The 22,577-nt window shown below is 63.7% G+C and carries 24 protein-coding genes and 1 tRNA gene; 16 read left to right on the plus strand and 9 right to left on the minus strand.

Annotated features, from left to right (window positions below; genetic code table 11):
• Together VN004_RS12285 and VN004_RS12290 are read right to left on the minus strand one after the other, a co-directional pair.
• Positions 1-243: a hypothetical protein gene (locus VN004_RS12285; RefSeq protein ID WP_325610385.1), complete on the minus strand. Its 243-nt coding sequence runs from the start codon at positions 241-243 to the stop codon at positions 1-3.
• A 596-nt stretch (positions 244-839) separates the two neighbouring features.
• Positions 840-914, minus strand: a tRNA-Gly gene (locus tag VN004_RS12290).
• Positions 915-1,088: 174 nt separating this feature from the next.
• On the opposite strand from VN004_RS12290, the gene VN004_RS12295 reads away from it, so the two are divergent.
• The 6 genes from VN004_RS12295 (at position 1,089) to VN004_RS12320 (ending at position 5,316) form a co-directional block, all read left to right on the plus strand.
• A complete protein-coding gene (locus tag VN004_RS12295) occupies positions 1,089-1,595 on the plus strand; it encodes a prolyl-tRNA synthetase associated domain-containing protein (protein WP_325610387.1) in 507 nt (168 codons plus the stop codon).
• A 174-nt stretch (positions 1,596-1,769) separates the two neighbouring features.
• On the plus strand, positions 1,770-2,690 hold the full coding sequence (gene trxA, locus VN004_RS12300) for a thioredoxin (RefSeq protein ID WP_414710287.1): 921 nt from the start codon (positions 1,770-1,772) through the stop codon (positions 2,688-2,690).
• An 82-nt stretch (positions 2,691-2,772) separates the two neighbouring features.
• Positions 2,773-3,447, plus strand: coding sequence for an LON peptidase substrate-binding domain-containing protein (locus VN004_RS12305; RefSeq protein WP_325610393.1), 675 nt, complete (start codon positions 2,773-2,775; stop codon positions 3,445-3,447).
• A 58-nt stretch (positions 3,448-3,505) separates the two neighbouring features.
• Positions 3,506-3,700: a Trm112 family protein gene (locus tag VN004_RS12310; RefSeq protein ID WP_325610395.1), complete on the plus strand. Its 195-nt coding sequence runs from the start codon at positions 3,506-3,508 to the stop codon at positions 3,698-3,700.
• Between the two features lie 4 nt (positions 3,701-3,704).
• Positions 3,705-4,328: a glutathione S-transferase family protein gene (locus VN004_RS12315; protein WP_325610397.1), complete on the plus strand. Its 624-nt coding sequence runs from the start codon at positions 3,705-3,707 to the stop codon at positions 4,326-4,328.
• A 64-nt stretch (positions 4,329-4,392) separates the two neighbouring features.
• A complete protein-coding gene (locus VN004_RS12320) occupies positions 4,393-5,316 on the plus strand; it encodes an alpha/beta hydrolase family protein (protein ID WP_325610399.1) in 924 nt (307 codons plus the stop codon).
• A gap of 145 nt (positions 5,317-5,461) precedes the next feature.
• Here VN004_RS12320 and VN004_RS12325 read toward each other — a convergent pair whose 3' ends face one another.
• Entirely contained in the window at positions 5,462-6,700 is a 1,239-nt protein-coding gene (locus tag VN004_RS12325; protein WP_325610401.1) for a ubiquinone biosynthesis hydroxylase, read from the minus strand.
• A gap of 68 nt (positions 6,701-6,768) precedes the next feature.
• On the opposite strand from VN004_RS12325, the gene tesB reads away from it, so the two are divergent.
• From tesB to VN004_RS12355, 6 genes are all read left to right on the plus strand, one after another.
• Positions 6,769-7,635, plus strand: a complete 867-nt coding sequence (gene tesB / locus VN004_RS12330) for an acyl-CoA thioesterase II (RefSeq protein WP_325610403.1) — start codon at positions 6,769-6,771, stop codon at positions 7,633-7,635.
• 196 nt (positions 7,636-7,831) lie between these two features.
• Positions 7,832-8,170, plus strand: a complete 339-nt coding sequence (locus VN004_RS12335) for a P-II family nitrogen regulator (RefSeq protein WP_325610405.1) — start codon at positions 7,832-7,834, stop codon at positions 8,168-8,170.
• 359 nt (positions 8,171-8,529) lie between these two features.
• Positions 8,530-9,516: a tripartite tricarboxylate transporter substrate-binding protein gene (locus VN004_RS12340; RefSeq protein ID WP_325610406.1), complete on the plus strand. Its 987-nt coding sequence runs from the start codon at positions 8,530-8,532 to the stop codon at positions 9,514-9,516.
• A gap of 64 nt (positions 9,517-9,580) precedes the next feature.
• Positions 9,581-10,216, plus strand: a complete 636-nt coding sequence (locus VN004_RS12345) for a 2-hydroxychromene-2-carboxylate isomerase (RefSeq protein WP_325610408.1) — start codon at positions 9,581-9,583, stop codon at positions 10,214-10,216.
• Between the two features lie 332 nt (positions 10,217-10,548).
• Entirely contained in the window at positions 10,549-10,887 is a 339-nt protein-coding gene (locus VN004_RS12350; protein ID WP_325610411.1) for a P-II family nitrogen regulator, read from the plus strand.
• 30 nt (positions 10,888-10,917) lie between these two features.
• Positions 10,918-12,225: an ammonium transporter gene (locus tag VN004_RS12355; RefSeq protein ID WP_414710285.1), complete on the plus strand. Its 1,308-nt coding sequence runs from the start codon at positions 10,918-10,920 to the stop codon at positions 12,223-12,225.
• A 106-nt stretch (positions 12,226-12,331) separates the two neighbouring features.
• Here VN004_RS12355 and VN004_RS12360 read toward each other — a convergent pair whose 3' ends face one another.
• From VN004_RS12360 to VN004_RS12370, 3 genes are read right to left on the minus strand one after another with little or no spacing between them, the layout of a single operon-like run.
• The gene (locus VN004_RS12360) at positions 12,332-13,219 is read right to left on the minus strand and encodes a hypothetical protein (RefSeq protein ID WP_325610414.1); all 888 of its coding nucleotides are present in this window, start codon (positions 13,217-13,219) and stop codon (positions 12,332-12,334) included.
• Positions 13,216-13,611: a phage holin family protein gene (locus tag VN004_RS12365; protein ID WP_325610416.1), complete on the minus strand. Its 396-nt coding sequence runs from the start codon at positions 13,609-13,611 to the stop codon at positions 13,216-13,218. The genes VN004_RS12360 and VN004_RS12365 overlap by 4 nt, the downstream gene beginning before the upstream one ends.
• Positions 13,612-13,622: 11 nt before the next feature.
• Positions 13,623-14,165, minus strand: a complete 543-nt coding sequence (locus VN004_RS12370; protein WP_325610419.1) for a hypothetical protein — start codon at positions 14,163-14,165, stop codon at positions 13,623-13,625.
• Positions 14,166-14,333: 168 nt separating this feature from the next.
• On the opposite strand from VN004_RS12370, the gene VN004_RS12375 reads away from it, so the two are divergent.
• The 3 genes from VN004_RS12375 to VN004_RS12385 all read left to right on the plus strand — a co-directional run bounded on the left by VN004_RS12375 (position 14,334) and on the right by VN004_RS12385 (position 18,992).
• Positions 14,334-15,563 carry an aminotransferase class I/II-fold pyridoxal phosphate-dependent enzyme gene (locus VN004_RS12375; RefSeq protein WP_325610446.1) on the plus strand — a complete coding sequence of 410 codons (1,230 nt, stop codon included), beginning with the start codon at positions 14,334-14,336 and terminating at the stop codon, positions 15,561-15,563.
• A 5-nt stretch (positions 15,564-15,568) separates the two neighbouring features.
• Positions 15,569-18,025 carry a DNA translocase FtsK gene (locus VN004_RS12380; RefSeq protein ID WP_325610421.1) on the plus strand — a complete coding sequence of 819 codons (2,457 nt, stop codon included), beginning with the start codon at positions 15,569-15,571 and terminating at the stop codon, positions 18,023-18,025.
• Between the two features lie 196 nt (positions 18,026-18,221).
• Positions 18,222-18,992: an outer membrane lipoprotein carrier protein LolA gene (locus VN004_RS12385; RefSeq protein WP_325610423.1), complete on the plus strand. Its 771-nt coding sequence runs from the start codon at positions 18,222-18,224 to the stop codon at positions 18,990-18,992.
• Positions 18,993-19,107: 115 nt separating this feature from the next.
• On the opposite strand, the gene VN004_RS12390 is transcribed toward VN004_RS12385, so the two are convergent.
• On the minus strand, positions 19,108-20,355 hold the full coding sequence (locus tag VN004_RS12390) for an NAD(P)/FAD-dependent oxidoreductase (RefSeq protein ID WP_325610425.1): 1,248 nt from the start codon (positions 20,353-20,355) through the stop codon (positions 19,108-19,110).
• Between the two features lie 100 nt (positions 20,356-20,455).
• On the opposite strand from VN004_RS12390, the gene VN004_RS12395 reads away from it, so the two are divergent.
• Positions 20,456-21,271 carry an exodeoxyribonuclease III gene (locus VN004_RS12395; protein ID WP_325610427.1) on the plus strand — a complete coding sequence of 272 codons (816 nt, stop codon included), beginning with the start codon at positions 20,456-20,458 and terminating at the stop codon, positions 21,269-21,271.
• A gap of 32 nt (positions 21,272-21,303) precedes the next feature.
• On the opposite strand, the gene VN004_RS12400 is transcribed toward VN004_RS12395, so the two are convergent.
• Together VN004_RS12400 and VN004_RS12405 are read right to left on the minus strand one after the other, a co-directional pair.
• Positions 21,304-21,768: a Crp/Fnr family transcriptional regulator gene (locus VN004_RS12400; protein WP_325610430.1), complete on the minus strand. Its 465-nt coding sequence runs from the start codon at positions 21,766-21,768 to the stop codon at positions 21,304-21,306.
• Positions 21,769-21,830: 62 nt separating this feature from the next.
• Complete coding sequence (locus tag VN004_RS12405) at positions 21,831-22,517, minus strand: response regulator transcription factor (RefSeq protein ID WP_325610432.1); 687 nt, start codon at positions 22,515-22,517, stop codon at positions 21,831-21,833.
• Positions 22,518-22,577: the final 60 nt, after the last annotated feature.

Below are 22,577 nucleotides of genomic sequence, written 5' to 3' on the forward strand. Positions count from 1 at the left end.
CTAGTGCTTGGGCCGCTTCATGCCGAGCAACTTTTCGGCCTCGGCCTGGATTGCAGCATCGCTCGGCAGCGAGCCAACCACGCGCTCGACTTCATGGCTGCACGTGGCACATTTGAATTGCTGACGTTCGCCCTCCGCAACAGGAGACCGGTGCACGCAATGCATGTTGTTCCCGCACGAGACACAGGGGATCGGCGGGACCATCGGTGAATTGAGGAAATTAAATGGGTCTTTAGAGGCCATAGCTGCTCTCCGCTTACGAAGCAGGCAAGAGCGCGCTTGGTCTCCTAGCCACCGGCGCCTACGGGACAGAACCGAAGCCGATGATGGATTAAAGGTGGGGCTATTGCGAATCATAAACAAGGGGCAAGGTCATCGTTCTCTCGGTTGCCTTTGGGGCGTTGCCCCCGGCATGCGATGCGTGAGGAACATCCCCGCGGCCCACGGGGCTTACACTCCGTCGAGCGGAAACGGGGGAGTTTGAATGCAAACGAACCCACCTTGCCAGAAATGCGGAGAAAAAACGCTGCAGAAGGGTTCCGTCCCCTCGCTCGATAACGAGCCTGCGCAACGCATCTTCGAGTGCGAAACCTGTGGCGAGCTTACCTGGGAAGCCGCACCCAGGAGTGAGGCTGACCAACGCTGAGGGAACGGCAGACATCATGGTCGCCTTTGGCCCCAACGGGATCTCGCGGCGGAACCGAAGCCGCCATTTTCGCGAAACCAATGATGCGAGCCGCGGTAAACCGCAGGACCTTCCGGCCCGTTGCCGACGTTACCACAGGGCAAAGCGGCCCCGAGGCAAGGGCCATAGGTAGCGGCTAAGTGATTGATTTCGTTGGAGCGGGCGAAGGGATTCGAACCCTCGACCCCGACCTTGGCAAGGTCGTGCTCTACCCCTGAGCTACACCCGCATCCTTTAGGGTCCGGCAGCGCTGGCCGCCGGGGGCCTTCCTATGCCAAATGGCCCTGCCCAATGCAACTGCAAGGACGAAAATAACTCGACCTGACTTGATCGGGGCTCGGCCTTTCGACATGTCAGGGCTCCCCTCCGGCGCATTCGCGCTCCCACGACCCCCCCGACCGACATGCCTGCCAGTCCCGACGACCTGTTCGCTTTCCTCGATAATCTGGCGATTCCCCATTCCACGGTGAGCCACCCGCCGCTGTTCACCGTCGAACAGTCGCGCGAGGTGACCGACCACCTGCCCGGCGGGCACAGCAAGAACCTGTTCCTGAAGGACGCGCGCGGCGCGTTGTACCTCGTCGTGCTGCTGGCCGATTCGCGGGCGGACCTGAAGGCGCTCCCGCGCGTCCTCGATTGCGGGCGGCTGTCGTTCGGCTCGGCCAATCTCCTGCGCGAGACGCTGGGGGTCGAACCCGGCTCGGTGACGCCGTTTGCGCTGATCAACGATCGCGACCACCGCGTGACCCCGGTTTTCGACGCGGCGATGATGGAGCATCCGCTTCTGAACTTTCACCCGCTCGTCAACACCATGACGACCGCGATCGCACGCGACGACCTCCTGAAATTCGCCGCGGCGACCGGACACCGCCCGCTGATCCGCGCCGTTCCTGGCCTCCAGCCAGCATGAACCGATTGCAATTGGCGGGTTCCGTGCCATGTAATGGGCTGACTGAACCGGGTCACGGGCACCGGGTCTCGGAGCCATGGGTCTTGGGGCCATGGGTCTTGGAGCCATGGGTCTTGGGCCATCGGTCCTCGGACCACGGTTTCGGGCCGGACCCCGCAGGGATTGCTTAAAATGCTGCAGAATATTGGCGAGGCGCCGGGCGCCGCGCCCGCGTCGGACTTGATCGCGGACACCACCACCCAGACTTTCGTCAAGGACGTCATCGAGGAGAGCAAGCGGCGGCCTGTGCTGGTCGACTTCTGGGCCCCCTGGTGCGGACCCTGCAAGCAGCTGACGCCGGTGCTTGAGAAGGTCGTCAAGGCCGCCAAGGGCAAGTTCAAGCTCGTCAAGATGAACATCGACGAGCATCCTCCGATCTTCCAGCAGATCGCCCAGCAGATGGGTATCCAGTCGATCCCGGCCGTGCTTGCCTTCGTCAACGGCCAGCCGATCGACGGCTTCCTCGGCGCGCTCCCCGAAAAGCAGATCACCGAATTCGTCGAGCGCGTGATCAAGGACCGTGTCGGCGGCGACGAGAAGGATGCACTGGCCGCGGCCGATGCCGCGCTTGCCGGGAAAGACTACGCCGGCGCAGCCGAACTCTATGCGCATGTGCTGCAACAGGATTCCAACAGCATCGCCGCAATGGCGGGCCTTGCCCGCTGCTATGTCGGCACCGGCAATATCGAGCAGGCCAAGAAAACCCTGGAGATGATTCCGGAGGCCAAGCGCAACGACAGCGCGGTCGCCGCCGCACGCGCCGCGATCGAGCTTGCCGAACAGACCAAGGATCTCGGTTCCATTCCCGATCTGGAGGCCAAGGTCGCCACCGATCCGAAGGATTATCAGGCGCGGTTCGATCTCGCACTCGCCCTCAATGCCAAGGGCAATCGCGAGGCCGCGATCGACCATCTGATCGAGATCGTGAAACGCGACCGCAAATGGAATGACGACGGCGCCCGCAAGCAGCTGGTTCAGCTGTTCGATGCCTGGGGTCCGACCGACGAAGCAACGCTGAACGGACGGAAGCGGTTGTCCTCGGTGCTGTTCGCGTGAGTGGGCGCCGGCAGCGGCGCGCGCTCCGCGTATTTGCGGGTCCATTGAGTTTCTGAGTTATCGCGAAGGGCGGGGTGCGGCGATGCCCATGAATGCGATCTATCACGGACCGGCGGATTTGCCGGAGGTGATCCCGGTCTTTCCGTTGCCCGGGGCACTCCTGTTGCCGCGCGGCCAGATGCCGCTCAACATTTTCGAGCCGCGCTATCTCGCCATGGTCGACGATGCGCTCGCGTCGCGTCAAAGGCTGATCGGGATGATCCAGCCCGACAGCGCTCATCCCGGACTGGAAGAAAAGCCGAACCTGTTCAAGGTCGGGTGCGTCGGCCGCATCACGCAGATCGCCGAGAGCGGCGACGGCCGCTACCTCTTGCAGCTCACCGGCGTTGCGCGCTTCCGCGTCGAGGAGGAGCTGGAGGTCACGACGCCCTACCGTCAATGCCGCGTGACCTACGCGCCGTTCGCCGACGATTTCGTGGCCCGCAAGGGCGAGGACGCGGTCGACCGCAAGAGCCTGCTGCGCACGCTGGCGGATTTTCTGACCGCCAACAATCTCAAGGCCGATTGGGAGGGCATTGAAAATGCGCCGAACGAGGCGCTGGTCAATGCGCTCGCGATGATGTCGCCCTACGGATCGGCGGAAAAGCAGGCGCTGCTCGAGGCGCCCGACTTGAAGACCCGCGCCGAAATCCTGATCGCGGTCACCGAAATCGAACTCGCCAAGAACCGCACCGACGGCGAGACACCGTTGCAATGACAACGTCGTTGGCCGGCCCCGCCATCGATCAATCGGAAACCGGATGGGACGAACGTTCATGCCCGATAGCAAGACCAGCGCCGAGAAAGTCGATCCGAAGCTCCTCGAAATTCTCGTCTGCCCGCTGACCAAGGCCACTCTGGAATACGATCCGGTCAATCAGGAACTGATCTCGCGCAGCGCCAAGCTCGCCTATCCGATCCGCGACGGCATCCCCATCATGCTGGCCGAAGAAGCGCGCAAACTGGATTGAAGCCATGCTGAAAATCTACGGACGCAACAATTCGTCGAATGTCCAGAAGGCGATGTGGGGCATCGGCGAACTCAATCTGATATATGAGCGCTTCGATGTCGGCGGCGCGTTCGGCAAGAACGACCAGCCGGATTATCTTGCGATGAATCCCAACGGTCTGGTGCCGACGCTGGTCGAAGGCGATTTCGTCTTGTGGGAATCGAACGCGATCATTCGGTATCTGGCGCGGCGATACGGCTCGGGCACGCTGGAGCCGGCGGACCCCAAGAACATCGCGCTCGCCAATCAATGGATGGACTGGCAGCTCAGTGTGGCCGGACCCGCGATCTTTCACGCCTTCTGGGGCCTGATCCGCACGCCGCCCGAGAAGCGCAACCACGCCGCAATCGCTGATTCGCAGCGCAAGACCACCGAAGCGATGACGATTCTCGACGCGCAGCTTGGGCGCACCGCTTATGTTGCCGGCGACCGCTTCTCGATGGGCGACATCCCGGTTGGGGTGATGGCCTATCGCTTCCGCCAGCTTTGCCCGGATCGGCCGGCGCTGCCGCATCTCGAGCGCTGGTTTGCCGAGATCGAGAAGCGCCCCGCCTTTCAGGAGCATGTCGGTTCGATACCGTTGAGCTGATGCGGACACCGGCGCCTTGCGCACGCTCGCGATGCTTGCGGCGACAGCGTTTGCGGTGTTCTCCGTGAGCGCGACACAAGCGCGGGCGCAAATGGTCGAAGAGGCATGGTCGGCGGACGGGCTGCATGGCACGATCGCCACGCCCGCGGCGCATACGCGCGGGCCCGCCGTGCTCATCATCGCCGGCTCGGGTCCAACCGACCGCAATGGCAATGGCCCTCAGCTTGCGCCTGGTGCGCCGCGGCTGGAGACCAATACCTACCGGCTCATTGCCGCGGACCTTGCCGCCAACGGCATTCTGTCGCTGCGCTACGACAAGCGGGGCATCGGCGAGAGCCGAGCCGCGGCGGTGCGCGAGGAGGACATCACCTTCGACAAGTCCGTCGGCGATGTCGTCACGGCGTTGCGGAGCCTGTCGGCGCGACCCGATGTGTCATCGCTGGTCATTGCCGGCCACAGCGAAGGAGCCATGCTCGCGCTCGCCGCCGCCGCGCGTTTTCCGGTGGCGGGCGTCATATTGCTCGCCTCACCGGGCCGCACCTACCTTGCGCTGATGCGGGAGCAGCTCAAGGGAAAGCTGCCGCCCGATCTCGATGCCCGCGCAAACGAGATCCTCGACAGGCTCGCCGCCGGCAAGGCGGTCGCCGATGTGCCGCCGCCTTTGGCCGCGCTGTTCCGGCCCTCGATGCAGCCCTTCCTGATCTCCATCGGCAATTTCGATCCCGCTGCCACACTCGCGCAATTGAAAGCGCCGGCGCTGATCGTTCATGCCGGACGCGACCTGCAGGTCGCGCAAGCCGACTTCGACGCGCTTCGCGCGGCGCGCAGCGATACGCAAACGCTTCTGCTGCCCGAAGCCAACCACGTCTTGAAAGTGTCGCCGGCCGACATCGCGGGCAATGTCGCGCTCTACAGCAATCCAGCCGCGCCCCTCGATCCGGCGCTGATGCCCGCCCTGATCGCGTTCGTGCGCTCGCTCGCGCGCTGACTACAACGCCTCGCCCATGTCTTGTCATGCCCTGCGAAAGCGGGGCATCCAGTGAACTCTTGAAGCCATTGTGTTGACTGGATCGCCCGCTTTCGCGGGCGATGACAACTGAAGAGCGACTGTTTCCGTGAAAAGTGAATATGCTCTAAAGCGCCTCGCCCTTCAGGAGCTTCGGCACGTCGCCGGTTAGCCCGGCCGCTTCGCGGATAAAGAAGTCCTTCAGATTGGGCATGCGATCGACGATGCCGAGGCCGACATCGCGAAAAAGCCGCAGCACGTCCGAATTGTTGGAGAACAGCCGGTTGAGGCCGTCGGTCGCGACGCCCATCGCCATGGTGTCGAAGCGGCGCCAGCGCTGATAGCGCTCCAGCACCGAGGCCGCGCCGACATCGATGCCGAGGCGCGCGCTGTCGATCACGGCTTCGGCCAGCGCGGCAATGTCGCGCAGGCCCATATTGAGCCCCTGCCCCGCGATCGGATGGATGACATGCGCGGCGTCGCCAACGAGCGCGATGCGTTCGGCAATGAAGCTGCGCGCAACATGCAGGCCGAGCGGAAAGGCGCGGCGCTGTCCCGCGATCGCAAGATCGCCGAGATGCAAGCCGAAGCGCTGTTCGAGTTCTGCGAGAAATTCCGCATCGGGCAGCGCGACAAGCCGCGCAGCTTCGTCACGACCCTCGGTCCAGACAATCGACGAGCGCTTGCCCTTCAGGGGCAGGATCGCGAACGGACCGGGCGGCAGGAAATGTTCTTCCGCCCGTCCATTGTGATCGCGCTCATGTGCAATCGTGGTGACGATGCCGGCCTGGTCGTAATCCCATCCGACGCTTGCAATGCCGGCCTGTTCGCGGATCACGGAGCGCGCGCCATCGGCGGCAACCAGAAGCCGCGCCGGGAGCGCAGTGCCATCCGACAATGTCGCCGTCACGCGACCGGGGTCATACGCGAACTGGCGGATCGCGAACGGCCGCAGGTCGACTCCCTCTGCGCGCGCGCGGTCGAGCAGCGCCGCGATCATCGGTCCGTTCTCGATCATATGCGCGAACGGCTCGCCCGGCGCGATCTCGCCGTCGAAGGTCAGGAAGGTCGGGCGCATCGCGTTGCCGACCTTGGAATCGGTGATCACCATGTCGAGGATCGGCTGGGCATCCGCGGCGATCGCGTCCCAGACGCCGATGGTTTCGAACAGCCGGCGCGCCGCCGCGGCAATCGCCGAGGCGCGGGGGTCGCCCGAGGCGCGATCCAGCGCCGGATCGGCGAGCGCGACCGACAGCCCGCCCTCCGACCCCTGACGCAGCGCGATGGCCAGCGCGAGGCCGGCAAAGCCGCCCCCTGCAATGAGAATATCGGTCTTACTGTGCGCTTGCGTCATATCGGAAACCATGGTCCGTCATCCTGGCCCGCCCCCGTGGGGCGATCGCACGGATAACGACACGGAGAGCGAGCTTTTTCATGTCCGGAGCCGTCTCGGCCCTTCTCGACGTTCTCGACCTCGAAGCGCTCGAGGTCAATCTGTTCCGTGGCCGCTCGCCGCAGACCGGCTGGCCGCGGGTGTTCGGCGGACAGGTGATCGGACAGGCGCTGGTCGCCGCCTCCCGCACCGTCGAAGGAATCTCCGCGCATTCAATGCATGCGTATTTTGTATTGGCCGGCGATCCCAAGGTGCCGATCGTCTATGAGGTCGAGCGCACGCGTGACGGGAAGAGTTTCACCACCCGCAGCGTCAAGGCGATCCAGCACGGCCGGCCGATCTTCATCATGATCGCCTCGTTCCATAACAACGAGGACGGCCTCAACAATCAGATGCTCATGCCGGATGTGCCGCCGCCCGAGGCGCTGCCGGACGAAGAGACGATGATGCGCGACATTCTGCCGACGCTTCCCGAACCGGTGCAGCGTTACTACAAGCGCGAGCGTCCGATCGAGCTGCGTCCGGTCGATTACGGCCGTTACCTCGGCCGCAAGTCGGCAGACGGCCTGTTCAACGTCTGGATCAGGGCGACAGGCAGGCTTCCCGACGATCCGGCAATCCATCAATGCGTACTGGCTTACGCCTCCGACATGACACTGCTCGACACCGCGCTGGTACCGCTTGGCCGCACGCTGTTCGAGAAGGAATTCATGGGCGCGAGCCTCGACCATGCCCTGTGGCTGCACCGGCCGTTTCGTGCCGACGAATGGCTGCTCTATTCGCAGGATTCGCCGAACCTGCACGGCTCGCGCGGGTTATCCCGGGGCCTGATCTTCAAGCGGGACGGCACGCTCGTGGCGACGGTCGCACAGGAAGGATTGGTCCGGCTGCGGCGGACGGAAGGATGACCGAAACCAAACCGGCGGATTTCGTCGGCGCGGATCAAGCGGCATCGTTTCGGCGCTTAATCTTTGCGCCGCTAACCGGTAACCTGCCGATCGAAGCGGCCTGACCCGCGCCGGGCGGCTGCGTTGGTGCGCACGCTTTCGGCAAAACATTTTGTGTGCCGATCGCGTGCAGTCTCAAAACAAGGGCTCGCTTGTCATGAAACTGGTCACAGCGATCATCAAGCCGTTCAAGCTGGAAGACGTCCGCGATGCCCTGAACGCTGTCGGCATTCACGGCATGACCGTCACCGAAGTGAAAGGCTATGGCCGGCAGAAGGGCCATACGGAGATCTATCGCGGCGCCGAATATGCCGTGCATTTTCTGCCGAAGGTGCGGCTCGACATCGCGGTGGACTCGGATCGCGTCGAGAGCGCGATCGAAGCGGTGACGCAAGCTGCGCGGACCGGACAGATCGGCGACGGCAAGATCTTCGTCACTCCGATCGACCGCGCCATGCGCATCCGCACCGGCGAAACCGATAGCGACGCGCTCTGATCTCTCTGACTGGATGCCCCGCGAAAGCGGGGCATCCAGCAAACTCTTGAGGCGGTTGCGTTTACTGGATCGCCCGCTTTCGCGGGCGATGACAACTGGAGAGCGACTGGTTCGTGAAACCGAAGGTGTTTCAGGACACCAGTTCTCAGCGTGCGAGACCGTGCCGAGAGCGGTCTCGTCGCCTCCGGCCGGTGGGAGAACAAGACCGCGAAAGACGGTCATATGAGTACGTTATCCTACAGATAGCCTATAATTAAAGAAGATATCCTTTTTTACCCCGTCGTATTGCGATTAATTGGAACATTATTCTATCTGAGGGGCAAGGGCGCTGTGTTTGTCAGCGCCAGAAAGGATCTCCCATGCCCCGCCTTCTCTCTGGCGCTGCCCTTGCAGCCGCCCTGGTCCTCGCCGGGACCACCGCTTCGCTGGCCCAGGATTTTCCGACCCGTCCCGTGACCGTTGTGGTGCCATTCTCGGCGGGCGGACCGACCGACGCCCTGATCCGCACGCTCGGCGAGCGCATGCATCAGAGCCTCGGGCAACCGGTGCTGGTCGAAAACGTCACCGGGGCCGCGGGCACGATCGGCGTCGGCCGCGTCGCCAAGGCGCCGGGCGATGGCTACACGCTGAGCTTCGGTCACTGGAGCACGCATGTCATCAACGGCGCGGTTTATCCGCTGCCGTTCGATCTCCTGACCGACTTCGAGCCGATCGCGCTACTCACCAGCTATCCGATGGTGCTGGTTTCGAAGAATGACGTGCCGGCGAAGAACCTGAAGGAATTCGTCGCCTGGACGAAGGCCAATCAGCAAAAGGCCGCGGTCGGCAGCATCGGCGCCGGCAGCGCCGCCCATGTCGCCGGCGTCTATTTCGAGAATCTCGCTGGCGTGAAGCTCAACTACATTCCGTATCGGGGCGCTGCGCCCGCGCTGCAGGATCTGCTCGCTGGCAATATCGACTTCATGTTCGACCATGTCTCGAACGCCTTGCCGCATGTGAAGGAAGGCAAGATCCGCGCATATGCGGTGACGTCCGAGAAGCGCCTGCCGTCAGCGCCCGATATTCCGACCGTCGATGAAGCCGGCCTGCCGAACCTCTATGTGTCGATCTGGTATGGATTGTGGGCGCCGAAGGGTACGCCGAAGGCCGTCGTCGCCAAGCTGAATGCCGCGGTGAAGGACGCACTCGCCGACCCGGCCGTGCGTGCGAAGCTGGAAGCGCTCGGGCAGGTGATCGCGCCGCCGGAGAAGCAGACGCCGGAAGCGCTGGCCGCACATCAGAAGGCCGAGATCGAAAAGTGGTGGCCGATCGTGAAGGCCGCGAATATCAAGATCGGCACCAACTGATCATCGATTGAAAGGCGCGGCGGGTTATCCTTGCCGCGCCTTCTTCTGCGAGCTTCGACAGCACATGCCGGACACCTTCATCGACTATTACGACGCGATGTCGTCGCCGTGGACCTATCTCGGTCATCAGCGATTCGAAGCGTTGGCGCAGCGCTACAACCTGACGATCCGGCACAAGCCGATGGATCTCCTCAAGGTGTGGTCGGTGTCGGGCGGTCTTCCGCTCAAGCAGCGCGCGCAGCAGCGGCAGGTCTATCGGCATCTCGAACTCAAGCGCTGGAGCGAAATCCTCAAGCGTCCGTGCAATCTCGAACCGGCCTTTCATCCGGTTGCCGACCGCCGCGCCTGTTACCTCGTGATCGCTGCGATGCAGAAGGGGCTCGACTGGAGCCGGCTGACCAATGCGGTGCTGCGCGCGGTCTGGGTGGAGGATCGCAATATCGCCGATCATGCGACGCTGGCGGCGATTGCCAACGAGAACGGCATGGACGGCACAGCGCTTCTGGCGGCGACCGAGGACGACGCCGTGAAGGCCGAATATGACCGCAACACCGAGGAAGCGATCCGCATCGGCGTGTTCGGCGCCCCCACCTATGTCTACGAAGGCGAGCAATTCTGGGGTCAGGATCGCCTGCTCATGCTCGAATACCGGTTGGCGCAGAAGCATGGCCGGCCGACCGACGGCTTCTACTTCGGGTGACCGGGGCAGCGCGCCTGTCGCAAAAGTAGCGGGCAACGAATGGTTCGGCCCGCTTGAGACGCCTGCGCCTCTCAACGCTCCCGCGACTGACTGTTTATTAGGCAATGATGGCACTGCTTTGTGCGGCGCCATCGCGGCGGTCTGACCGAACCACCTCCACCACCGAAATTTTGTTGTTCGATCATAGCGTTACGCGTGCCGCAGCGAAGTGGCACGGGGTTTGATTCCCTCACCTCCGGGGACCGGCCAGCAGGGGCACATCCGCGTGCCGGAACCCGAGTGAGATTGCCCGGTGCGACATCTGCGCTCCGGGCCAACGGGGATCGAACCATATGAAAATCGTCATGGCCGTTATCAAGCCATTCAAGCTCGACGAGGTCCGCGACGCCCTGACCGCGATCGGGGTCCACGGCATGACCGTCACCGAGGTCAAGGGCTACGGGCGTCAGAAGGGGCACACTGAAATCTACCGCGGCACTGAATATGCCGTGAGCTTCCTGCCGAAGCTCAAGATCGAGGTCGCAGTCGCCACCGACCAGGTCGACAAGGTCATCGAAGCCATCACCGGGGCCGCCAAGACCGGCCAGATCGGCGACGGCAAGATCTTCGTCCTCAACCTGGAGAACGCCGTGCGGATCCGCACCGGCGAAACAGACGCCTCCGCCCTCTAACGCGAACGCACTCGGACAGGAGCTTCAATTATGTCGTTCAAGTTTCCATACCGGACCTGGCTGGGAGTCGCGGTCGCGGCTGCGGCTCTGGTTGCGGCCACGTCAGGCTATGCGCAGGACGCAAAGCCCAAACTCGACACCGGCGATACCGCCTGGATGCTGACGTCAACGGCGCTCGTGCTGATGATGACGATCCCCGGCCTGGCGCTGTTCTACGCCGGCATGGTCCGCAAGAAGAACATCCTCGCCACCGCGATGCAGAGCTTTGCGATCTGCTGTCTGGTGAGCATCCTCTGGATGATCTGCGGCTACTCGTTGATCTTCGACGATGGCGGCGCAACGCAGGCCTATATCGGCGGCCTCGGCAAGATGATGTTTGCCGGCGTCACCAACGAAACCACGAACTCGCTCGCAGGGACCATCCCGGAGTGGGTCTTCATCATGTTCCAGATGACCTTTGCCATCATCACTCCGGCGCTGATCACCGGTGCCTTTGCCGAGCGCATGAAGTTCTCGGCGATGATGTGGTTCATGGCGCTGTGGCTGCTGCTGGTCTATGTGCCGGTCGCGCACTGGGTCTGGGGCGGCGGCTTCCTCGGCGGCGCGGGCGTGCTCGATTTCGCCGGCGGCACCGTGGTGCACATCAACGCCGGTATCGCGGGTCTTGTCGCCTGCATCATCATCGGCCGGCGCAAGGGCTTCGGCACCGCCAATCTGGCTCCGTATAACCTCACCTACTCGCTGATCGGCGCCAGCCTCCTGTGGGTCGGCTGGTTCGGCTTCAACGCAGGTTCGGCCGCCGCCTCGAATGCGCTTGCCGGTGTTGCGATGGTCAATACCCAGATCGCAACGGCCGCGGCCGCTCTCGCCTGGATGTTCTGCGAGTGGATCGTGATCAAGAAGCCGAGCCTCCTCGGCATCATCTCCGGGGCCATCGGTGGTCTCGTTGCGATCACGCCGGCCGCAGGCTTCGTCAATCCGAAGGGTGCGTTGATCATCGGCATCGTTGCCGGCATCGGCTGCTACATCGCTGCGGTCCACATCAAGAAGGCGCTCGGTTACGACGACTCGCTGGACGTGTTCGGCGTCCACGGCGTCGGCGGCATCATCGGCGCCATCCTGACCGGCGTGTTTGCGGACGTTGCGATCAACGAAGCCGCCAAGGATGCCAGCGTCGGCGCGCAGATCTACGGCGTCGGCGTAACCATCGTCTACACCGCGATCGTCAGCGCCATCATCCTGTTCGTCATCAACGTGGTGATCGGACTGCGGGTGACTGCCGCTCAGGAAGAAGAAGGTCTCGACATCACCCTGCATGGAGAATCCATCCAGGAATAATCCAGAGTCGTGCGGCGGGGCGTATACCCGGCACCGCCCCTCGCCGAATGGAGGCTCCGGTCGCAAGACCGGAGCCTCTTTCGTTTGGTGCCCGCGCAGGTCGACATCATGCGCCGGCTTGTGTCATCTGGGATTGCTCATTCGCGCCGCGCCTGTCGGAAGTGTCGTCGCGCGCGCTCTCCGAAGGCGCCATCAGGCCTTCGTCACGCGCCGCGCGCTCACCCTCACGATAGGCGCTATCGAATGCACGAGTCGCAACGTTGGTCGCGCTCTCTGCGGTTTGCGACGCAGCGTTCCTGATCTCGTTTTTCATATCGTCGCTGAAGGAGCCGGCGATCTTGTCCTCCACCCGGGTGGACGGGAATGCCGCCGCCATCGCTGCGCCGATCGCCAGGCCCACTGCGCCAAGGACGAGCGGCTGCTCTTCGACAATCGTGGATACGCCGTTCCTGACCTTGCGGCTGACATCGGCCGCGCGATCGCGCGCATCGTGTATCCCCCGCCGCATGCTATCGGCGGTGCCGGACGCGGTGTCCGACATCCGGCGTGTCGCACGCGATGCGGTGTCGGTGACGCTGTCGAAGGCCGACGCGGCGCGGTCGCGTGCGGCTTCGAACGCACTGCCCGCCTGCCCCGCGAGATCGGAGGCTTCGCGCGCGAAGGCTGAGCCGGACGTCTCGGAGACTTCTTCGCCGAATTGTCCGGACGCGGCGCGGTAGCGCTGTTCGATATCGCGGTCGTCGCCGGTCTTGCGCGTCATTATCAACCAGGCGATTCCAGCGCCGATCAGAGCGACCGGAAGCGGGTTGTCTCGCGCCTGCCGTCCGAGATTGCGGGCAAATTCAGTGCCGCCATTATTGCGGGCGTAGTTCAGGGTCTCATCGAAGATGTTGCCGGGACTGATACTGGTTCGCAGCTCAGCCAGTGATTGCTCCAGGCGCGCCCGCGCGGATTCGGCCTCACGCTCGGCCTGGGAAACGGATTTTTGCGTCATGTTCGCACCTGCTCCTTTGCCATCGCGGCGTCGCTGCGTAACTGGTCGATCGTGGCGCGCGGCGCGAGGTTGTCAGCGGTGAGCCGGTTGATGCCGACGAACAGAAGGATCAAGCCGATCACCAGCGCTGCACCGCCCACGATCGCAGCGGCAATCGACGGCTCCATGCCGCGCTCGGCCAACGCTGCGGCCAAGGCTGTGAGTAAAATGACCAGGGCCGGTATCATCAGAACGGCGCCGACCAGCGCCATGATCATGCCGCGCATGGCCTGATTGATCTTCTCGCCGACCTCTGCGCGTGCGAGCCGCACCTCGCTGCGGAATAGCGACGTACCGTTGACCAGCACGTCTCCGAGCAGGTCGGGCACCCGTCTTCTCGTAACCGTGTCCATCTGTTGCTCCGCTAAAGACTGGGCGAGGGGTGATATTGTTGTTCGTCGCCCTGATGGTGATGCTGCGACGTTCTGCGGTCGCCGTCGCTCGAGCTCTTGAGGAAACGCGACAGCAGAACGCCCGCGGCGAACGAGCACGCGAAGAAAGTCAGTGGCTGCCGGCGCGCGAAATCGTTGAGCGAACGGTAAAGCTCGCTCACGTCGCGTCCTCGAAGATCCTCCGAGGCGCGGCTCAGTCCGTCGGCGGCTTCATGAATCAGGTCGGCCATCCCTGAATTCTGTTCGCCGAGCGCATCGGCGGCCTTATGAGCGGCTTCGGCGAAACCGGCCATCTTGTCGACGCCGATATCTTTTTGCCGGTTGGCGAAGCCGCGGAGGCGGTCTCTGGTTCCGCCCTCCGAATCAAGGAATGAATCGCGCGCGCGACCGTCGTGTTGCGAACGACCACGCTGATATGACCCGGATGTAAAGGGATCCGGGGCTTCTCGTCCGTAAGTGTCAGTCATGGTTGTGTTCCGCGGTAAGGGCTTGTCTCGGCGGGAGACGAACGCCAACTCGATCGACGTTGGCCAACCGCCGCGCGGCGGACGAAGTTCCGAGCGGAATTTAAGAAACTTGCGGCCTCGCTCGAACGGACCGGCCGCCTGCCGATGGTTAATCGGACCTTAACCAGCGCCGCCTAGGCTCCGGCAGCGTCAAGTAATCCGGCCGAAATGCGCGTGATGTTCATGAATGCCGCCGACCGCGAACCGTCTCCGTCGTCCGCGCGGACCGTCGAAGCACGCGCGCAAAGCCGCTCGGCCTTCGCGCGTCTCAACGACCTGCTGGCGCCGATCCAGCCGGGGCAACCGCCAATCAATTGCGCGGTCGGCGAACCGCAGCATCCGGTGCCTGCCTTCGCCGGTCCGGTTTTCGCTCAGCATATCGCCGATCTTGGACGCTATCCCGCGAACAAGGGCACCGACCTTTTCCGCAAGGCCGCCGCGGGCTGGCTCGCGCGGCGCTACGACCTGCCGCGCGCAATCGACCCGGAAACCGATGTGCTGGTGCTGAACGGCACGCGCGAGGGCCTGTTCCTCGCCGCGATCGCTGCCTCCCGCAACGCGCCGCCGCGCGCCGGAACACCGGCGATCCTCGTTCCCAATCCCTGCTATGGCGCGTATTCCGCGGGCGCGTCGGCCTCGCATTGCGAAACCGTCTATCTGCCGGCCACCGCGGCGAACGGCTTTCTCCCCGATCTCGATGCGCTCGACGACGCACTGCTGGCGCGCACCGTCGCCCTTTACATCGCTTCGCCCTCCAATCCGCAAGGATCGGTCGCGAGCCGCGATTATCTCGCGCGCCTCGTGACGCTCGCGCGCAAACACGACTTCATGGTGTTTTCCGACGAGTGCTATTCGGAAATCTATTTCGGCGACAAGCCGACCGGCATCCTGGAAGTCGGCGGCCCCGATTACGCCAACGTCGTCGCTTTCAACTCGCTCTCGAAGCGGTCGAACCTGCCCGGTCTGCGCGTCGGCTTCGTTGCCGGCGATCGTAACTTTCTCGCCCGCTTCCTTGAATATCGCAACAACGCCGCGCCGCAGGTGCCGATGCCGGCCCAGGCCGTCGCCGCAGCGGCGCTCGACGACGAAATGCATGTGATCGAGAACCGCAAACTCTACGCCCAGAAATTCGATCTCGCCGACCAGATCATCGGCGATCGCTATGGATACAAGCGCCCTGCCGGCGGCTTTTTTCTTTGGCTGAACGTCGCGGAGCAAGGCGGCAGCGTTGTCGCGGCCGAGCGGCTTTGGCGCGAGGCCGGGGTTCGCGTGCTGCCGGGTGAATACGCATCTTTCACGCAAGGCGACGGCAGCAATCCCGGCCGCGATTACATTCGCGTCGCCATGGTGCATGACAACGCCACCACGGCCGAGGCGCTGCATCGCCTCGTCTCGGTTCTCGGGTGACGCGCATGCCGGCCATTAGTCACCGTGGACTCGACCGTTTCGATTTTCTCTCCGACGATTTGCGCAATGCCATTCGCAAGCGTGTCGGAGAGGTTCTCGGAATTGCCCTGCTGCTGATCGCGCTGTTGCTGACGATCGCGCTTGCCACATGGTCGGTGCAGGACCCGAGTCTGAGCCATGCGACCGATGCGCCGGTGCGCAACTGGCTCGGCCGGACCGGCGCGAGCTTTGCCGATCTCGCGATCCAGCTGTTCGGGCTGGCGTCGATTGTGCTGGTGTTGCCGATCGCGGTTTGGGGATGGCGGCTGGTGACGCATCGGACGCCAGGCCGGCGCTGGATGCGCGCGTTATACTGGATCGGCGCGCTCGTACTCGGTGCCGCCTTCGCCTCCTGCCTGCCGCGCACCTCGGGCTGGCCGCTTCCGGCCGGGATGGGCGGGGTCACCGGTGACGCGATCCTGAAGGCACCGCTTGTCCTGCTCGGCGGCTCGCTGTCGGGCACGAGCCGCCTCGTGCTGGCAAGCATCATGGGCGCCGGTGCGCTCGCGACGATCGCGATCGTGCTTGGCTTCGGCCTCCGCAAGAGCTCCGACCTGGCCGAGGACATTCACCGCGAGGCCGAGGCGTTCGAGGAAGACGAGGAGCGTGGCTCCATCTCGCTCGGCTGGCTGACGCATCTCCTGCTCAGTGCACGGGCGCGCATCTCACTGTTCATCCGGCGCCGGTTGTCCGGAGACGAAGAGCTTGCAGCGCGGCCGCTTACACGGCCAACGGCGGCCCCCGCGCGCGCCGAACCGCGCATGGATGACGACGCCACCGAAGAAGAGGATTACGACAGCTTCGAGGACGACGAGGAGGAAGACGAGGAAGAAGAAGAAGAACAGGACGAGCCGGCGCCGAAGCCGCGCAAGGTCCGCGTTCAGCCGCAGCCGAAAGGAAAACGCGGCGGCGCCTTTACCCTTCCATCGCTCAACCTGCTTGCGGCTCCGAAGGCAAGCGACCGCGCAGCGCTCAGCTCCGAAGAAATCGAAGAACGTGCCGAAGCCCTCGAAAGCGTGCTGGAGGATTTCGGCGTCAAGGGCGAGATCATCAACGCCCGGCCGGGGCCCGTGGTGACCTTGTACGAACTCGAGCCGGCGCCGGGCATCAAGTCATCGCGCGTGATCGGCTTGGCCGACGACATCGCGCGCTCGATGAGCGCGGTCTCGGCGCGCGTCGCCGTGGTGCCGGGCCGAAATGCCATCGGCATCGAGCTGCCGAACGAATTCCGCGAGAAGGTTTATTTCCGCGAGATGCTGGCCTCGCAGGAATATGCCAACACGCCGGCCAAGCTGCCGCTGTGCCTTGGCAAGACCATCGGCGGCGAACCGGTGGTCGTCGATCTTGCGCGCATGCCGCATCTGTTGATCGCCGGCACCACCGGCTCCGGCAAATCGGTCGCAATCAACACGATGCTGCTATCGCTGCTTTACAAGCTGCGGCCGGATCAATGCCGCCTGATCATGATCGATCCGAAGATGCTCGAATTGTCGGTCTATGACGGCATTCCGCATCTTCTGACGCCGGTCGTGACCGATCCGAAGAAAGCCGTCGTCGCGCTCAAATGGGCCGTGCGCGAGATGGAAGAGCGCTACAAGAAGATGTCGAAGCTCGGCGTGCGCAACATCGACGGTTACAACACGCGCGTCAAGGAAGCCAAGGCGAAGGGCGAAACCCTCACGCGCACCGTTCATACCGGCTACGACAAGGAAACCGGCGAGGCGATCTACGAGAAGGAGGAGCTTGAATTCGAGGAGCTTCCCTATCTCGTCGTGATCGTCGACGAAATGGCCGACCTGATGATGGTCGCGGGCAAGGATATCGAAGGCGCGATCCAGCGGCTTGCGCAGATGGCGCGCGCCGCCGGCATCCATGTCGTGCTGGCGACGCAGCGGCCTTCGGTCGACGTCATCACCGGCACCATCAAGGCGAATTTCCCGACCCGCATCTCGTTCCAGGTCACCTCGAAGATCGACAGCCGTACCATCCTCGGCGAACAGGGCGCCGAACAACTGCTCGGTCAGGGCGACATGCTCTACATGGCCGGCGGCGGCCGCATCAGCCGCGTCCATGGTCCATTCGTCGCGGACGACGAGGTGGAGAAAGTGGTGCGGCACCTCAAGTCGCAGGGCGTCCCGCAATATCTCGAGGAAGTCACCCGCGACGAGCAGGAAGACGCAGACGGCGCGGTGTTCGACAATACCGGGATGGGCGCGGAGAAGGATCTCTACCAGCAGGCTGTCGAGGTCGTGCTGCGCGACCGCAAGGCCTCCACCAGCTACATTCAGCGCCGGCTGCAGATCGGTTATAATCGCGCCGCCTCGCTGATGGAGCGGATGGAGCAGGAGGGAGTGGTCGGACAGGCCAACCATGCCGGAAAGCGGGAAATCCTGATCGAGGAAGGGGCCAGCCGGTTCGGATGAGGCCCCTCGGGAATCAGGCCGAAATGCGATTTTCCCCAACCTTCAGTAACGGAAGCGGGTGCGCTTTGTGATCGGGCGATCCCGCGATCGGCGTAAGCAAGTATTGAGAATCGGCCCCATGCGGATTAACTCGGAAAAGGGGGCCGTCAACCATCATCGCCCGGGCCAGATGCCTTGCGCAGGGGGAGTCGAAAGAATGATGCGGACGCTGCCGAATTTCTGTGCCGCCGCTTTATCCGGTCTCCTCGCCGGCTCCCTGGTTGTGTCCGCGGCCGCGGCGCAATCGGCCCCATCAGCCCACCCATCAGGCGCCTCCGGCGCCATCGTCGTCGCTCAGGCGCGGCCAACCCCGCCCGGCACGGTCGGACCCTTCCCCACGCCGGTCCGGCCCAATGCCGCCGTCGGCAAGCCCGGTGAAACGACGGCGTTCGATGGCAAGCAGCGCGCGCTGGTCGATCGTATTTCGCAATATCTCTCCGGCATGCGGCAGGTGGTCGGGAAATTCGTTCAGGTCGGTCCCGATGGCCGCAAGACCACCGGCGATCTGTTCCTGCAGAAGCCCGGCAAGCTGCGTTTCGAATACGACGATCCGAGCCCGGTGCAGCTGATCGCCGACGGCACGTCGCTCGTCGTGCGCGACCGCCGGCTGGCGACGCAGGATCTCTATCCGCTCGGTCAGACCCCGCTGCGTTTCCTGCTCGCCGACAAGGTCGATCTGTTGCGCGACACCAATGTGGTCGGCGTCTATTCGGACGACATCTTCTCCACCGTCGTCATCGAAGAGAAGCAGACACTCGGCGGCAAGCACAAGCTGATGCTGATGTTCGACGCCAAGGATCTCACCCTGAAACAGTGGACGGTCACCGACCCGCAGGGCTTCGACACCACCGTCGCGATCTATAATCTCGACATGACCAAGAAGCTCGATCCGGCTCTGTTCAAGATCGATTACGAGCGGATGCACTGAACGCTTCGCGTCATTCCGGAGCGCGAGCACGGCTCGCGAACCCGGAATCCAGTGCCAACACCGAGCAAGCCACGCTGGATTCCGGGTCCGCGCCAACGCGCGTCCCGGAATGAAATCACTCCTCCGCTGCCGAAATCAGCCGCGCGCCACGCCGGAAGGTGAGCCAGCTCCACAGCCATGTCACCGCAACGACGAAGCGGTTGCGCAGGCCAATCAAGAAATAGACGTGGGCCACGCCCCAGAACACCCAGGCCAGAAAGCCCGTGAGTTCGAAACGCCCCATCTTCACCACCGCGGCACGGCGTCCGATGGTGGCGAGATCGCCGGCATGCCGATACTGAAACGGCGCCTTGGTCTCGCGGCCTTGCGCGCGTTCTGCAAGCTGGCGTCCGATATAGCGGCCCATTTGCTTCGCTGCCGGTGCGATGCCCGGAATGTGTTCACCCGACACCGACGCGAGATCGCCGGCGACGAACACATTCGGCAGCTTCGGCACCGACAGATCGGCATTGACCACGATGCGCCCCGCGCGATCATGTTCCGCATCGATCCATTGCGCACCCGGCGAAGCCACGACACCCGCGGCCCAGACGATCGTCGATGCATCGATCCGCGTGCCGTCGCCGAGCGTCACGCCATCGCGCGTGCAATCGGTGACGCGAGTGTCGACTTTCACCTCGACTCCCATCGTCTCCAGCGTGGTCCTCGCATAGCGCGACAGATTTTCCGGCAGCGCCGGAAGAATGCGGGGACCGGCTTCGATCAGCACGATGCGGGACGCGCGCGGATCGATGCGCCGGAAATCGGCGCGCAGCGTTTCATGCGCGACTTCCGCCATCGCGCCGGCCATTTCGACGCCGGTCGGGCCGCCGCCGACAACAATGAAGGTCAGAAGCTTGCGCCGTGCGTCGGCGTCGGCGGCGATCTCGGCCTCTTCGAAGGCGAGCAGAAAACGTGCGCGAATCTCCCGCGCATCCTCGATGGTCTTCAGCCCCGGCGCAGCGGCCGACCATTCATCGTGTCCGAAATAGGCGTGCGTTACGCCGGAGGCGAGCACGAGATAATCATAGGGCAACGAAAGCGGGCCGGCCTGCACGCATTGGCATTCCGTATCGACCGCCGTCACCTTCGCCATCGCCACGCGCAGATTGTCCTGCCGGCTCAGGATCGCGCGGATCGGCCAGGCGATGTCGGCAGGGGACAGCGCGGCGGTCGCCACCTGATAGAGCAGCGGCTGGAAGCAGTGATGGTTCTGCCGGTCGACCAGCACGATATCCACAGGCGCACGCTCCAGCGCCCGGGCGCATTCGAGACCGGCAAAGCCGCCGCCGACAATGACGATGCTGGGTCTTTTATTCTCCACCGTGCTCTCCCGTCCTTCGATCGTGACAACACCAGAGACTGACCGGGCATAACCGCCACTGCGGCTGGAAATCCGGTATGGCGCGCCCTATTAAGCAGACATGGCACTGAAAATCACAACCTGGAATGTCAATTCGGTGCGCTTTCGCATCGATTTGGTGGCCAAATTCATCAAGTCCGAACGTCCTGATATCCTCTGCCTTCAGGAAACCAAATGTCCGGACGACAAGTTTCCGCTCAAGCGGTTCAAGCGGCTTGGTTACGAGCATGTCGCGATCAACGGCCAGAAAGGCTATCACGGCGTCGCCGTGCTCTCGCGGCTTCCGTTCGACGAGACCAGCAAGCGCGGCTTTTGCGGGGTCAACGATTCCCGCCATATCTCGGTGACGATCGGTGAGCGGGCCGGTCTGAAAGATCAGATCGTCGTGCACAATCTCTATGTGCCGGCAGGCGGTGACGTTCCCGATCCCGAGGTCAATCCGAAATTCCGGCACAAGCTGTCTTTCCTCGACGAGATGCGCTCGTGTCATGACGTTCACGTCAACGGTCATGCGCGCGCGATCCTGCTCGGCGATCTCAATGTCGCGCCGCGCGAGCATGATGTGTGGAGTCACAAGCAGCTGCTCGACGTCGTCTCACACACGCCGATCGAAACCGAGAAGCTCAATGCCGCGCAGAAGGACGGCGGCTGGGTCGACGCCATGCGCGAATTGGTGCCCGAGCCGCAGAAGCTCTACACATGGTGGAGCTATCGTTCGCCGGACTGGAAGGCGGCGGACAAGGGCCGGCGGCTCGACCACATGTGGGTTTCGCCCGGCCTGATGGATCGCGTGTCGGGCATTCGCATCGCCAAGGAAGCACGCGGCTGGGCGCAGCCGTCCGATCACGTCCCGGTCACCGCGACGGTTGAGGTGTGATCGGCTGCGCGGCGATCAAGAAATGAGCCGCCCTAGCTCTGATCCTCGGGATCGAGCGCGTACCGAATTTCGAGCACCCCCGCGATCGATTCCCTCGTGCGCTGCGCAACATAGTCGCGCAGGCGCATCGCGGCGCCGGCATCGTCCTCGAGGATTTTCAGGAACATGCTGCGCGGAATCCGGATGACCGTGCTCGCCACCATCGCTTTGGCGCAGAGCGGCTTCGCACTCTCCGCCAGGATGGCGAACTCGCCGAGCATCGTCCCCGGCCCGGCGTCGAGCGTAGGGCCCGGCTTTTCGGGATCGGCGCTGAGCTGAAAAGCGCCGTCCTGCACGACGTAAGCGGAATCGACCCGTTCGCCGGGACGAAACAGCACTTCACCCGGCGCAATTTCACGCGCTTCGGCGCCGAGTGCGATCAGGCGAAGCGGACCGCGGCCCAACGCTCGCAGCATTGGCACCTGCTCCAGGACCGCAATGTCATCGTCGATGGTCATTGGCGCGGTTTCTGTGGGTCATCGGAGCACGGGCTTTATACCCGCGCCCCGAAGCCCACGCATTAAGGCACCAGCTTATAGCCGCCGGCATCCGTCACCAGGATCGACGGATTAGCGGCATCTTTCTCGACCTTCTGTCGAAGACGATAGACGTGCGTTTCGAGCGTGTGCGTCGTGACGCCCGAATTGTAGCCCCAGACCTCCTGAAGCAGCGTCTCGCGCGACACCGGCCGCTGCCCCGCGCGATACAGATAGCGCAGGATCGCAGTCTCCTTCTCGGTCAGGCGGACCTTGTTGCCCTTCTGGCCGGTAAGGAGCTTGGAGCTCGGGCGGAAGCTGTACGGCCCGATGGTGAAGACCGCGTCCTCGCTCGCTTCGTGCTGGCGCAGCTGCGCGCGGATTCGGGCGAGGAGGACCGCGAACCGGAACGGCTTCGTGACATAGTCATTCGCGCCGGATTCCAGCCCGAGGATGGTGTCCGAATCGGTATCGTGGCCGGTCAGCATGATGATCGGCGCCTTGAAGCCGCTCTTGCGCAGCACCCGGACCGCCTCCCGGCCGTCCATGTCAGGCAAGCCGACGTCCATGATGATCAGGTCGATCTGGCCGTCCTTGGCCGTCTGGATACCCTTGGCGGCAGAGTCCTCGGCCGCAGCCTCGAACTCCTCGTGCAAGGCGAGCTGCTCGACCAGGGTGTCGCGCAGCTCCACATCGTCGTCGACAATCAGTATCTTTCTGGCATTCGACATCAGGTGGCCCCCCAGGGCCGCAGTTTACCGATTTATGGCGAAATAGGGCATCGAAGGTTG

It is taken from the genome of Pseudorhodoplanes sp. (assembly GCF_035565855.1).
Classification (GTDB): Bacteria; Pseudomonadota; Alphaproteobacteria; order Rhizobiales; family Xanthobacteraceae; genus Pseudorhodoplanes.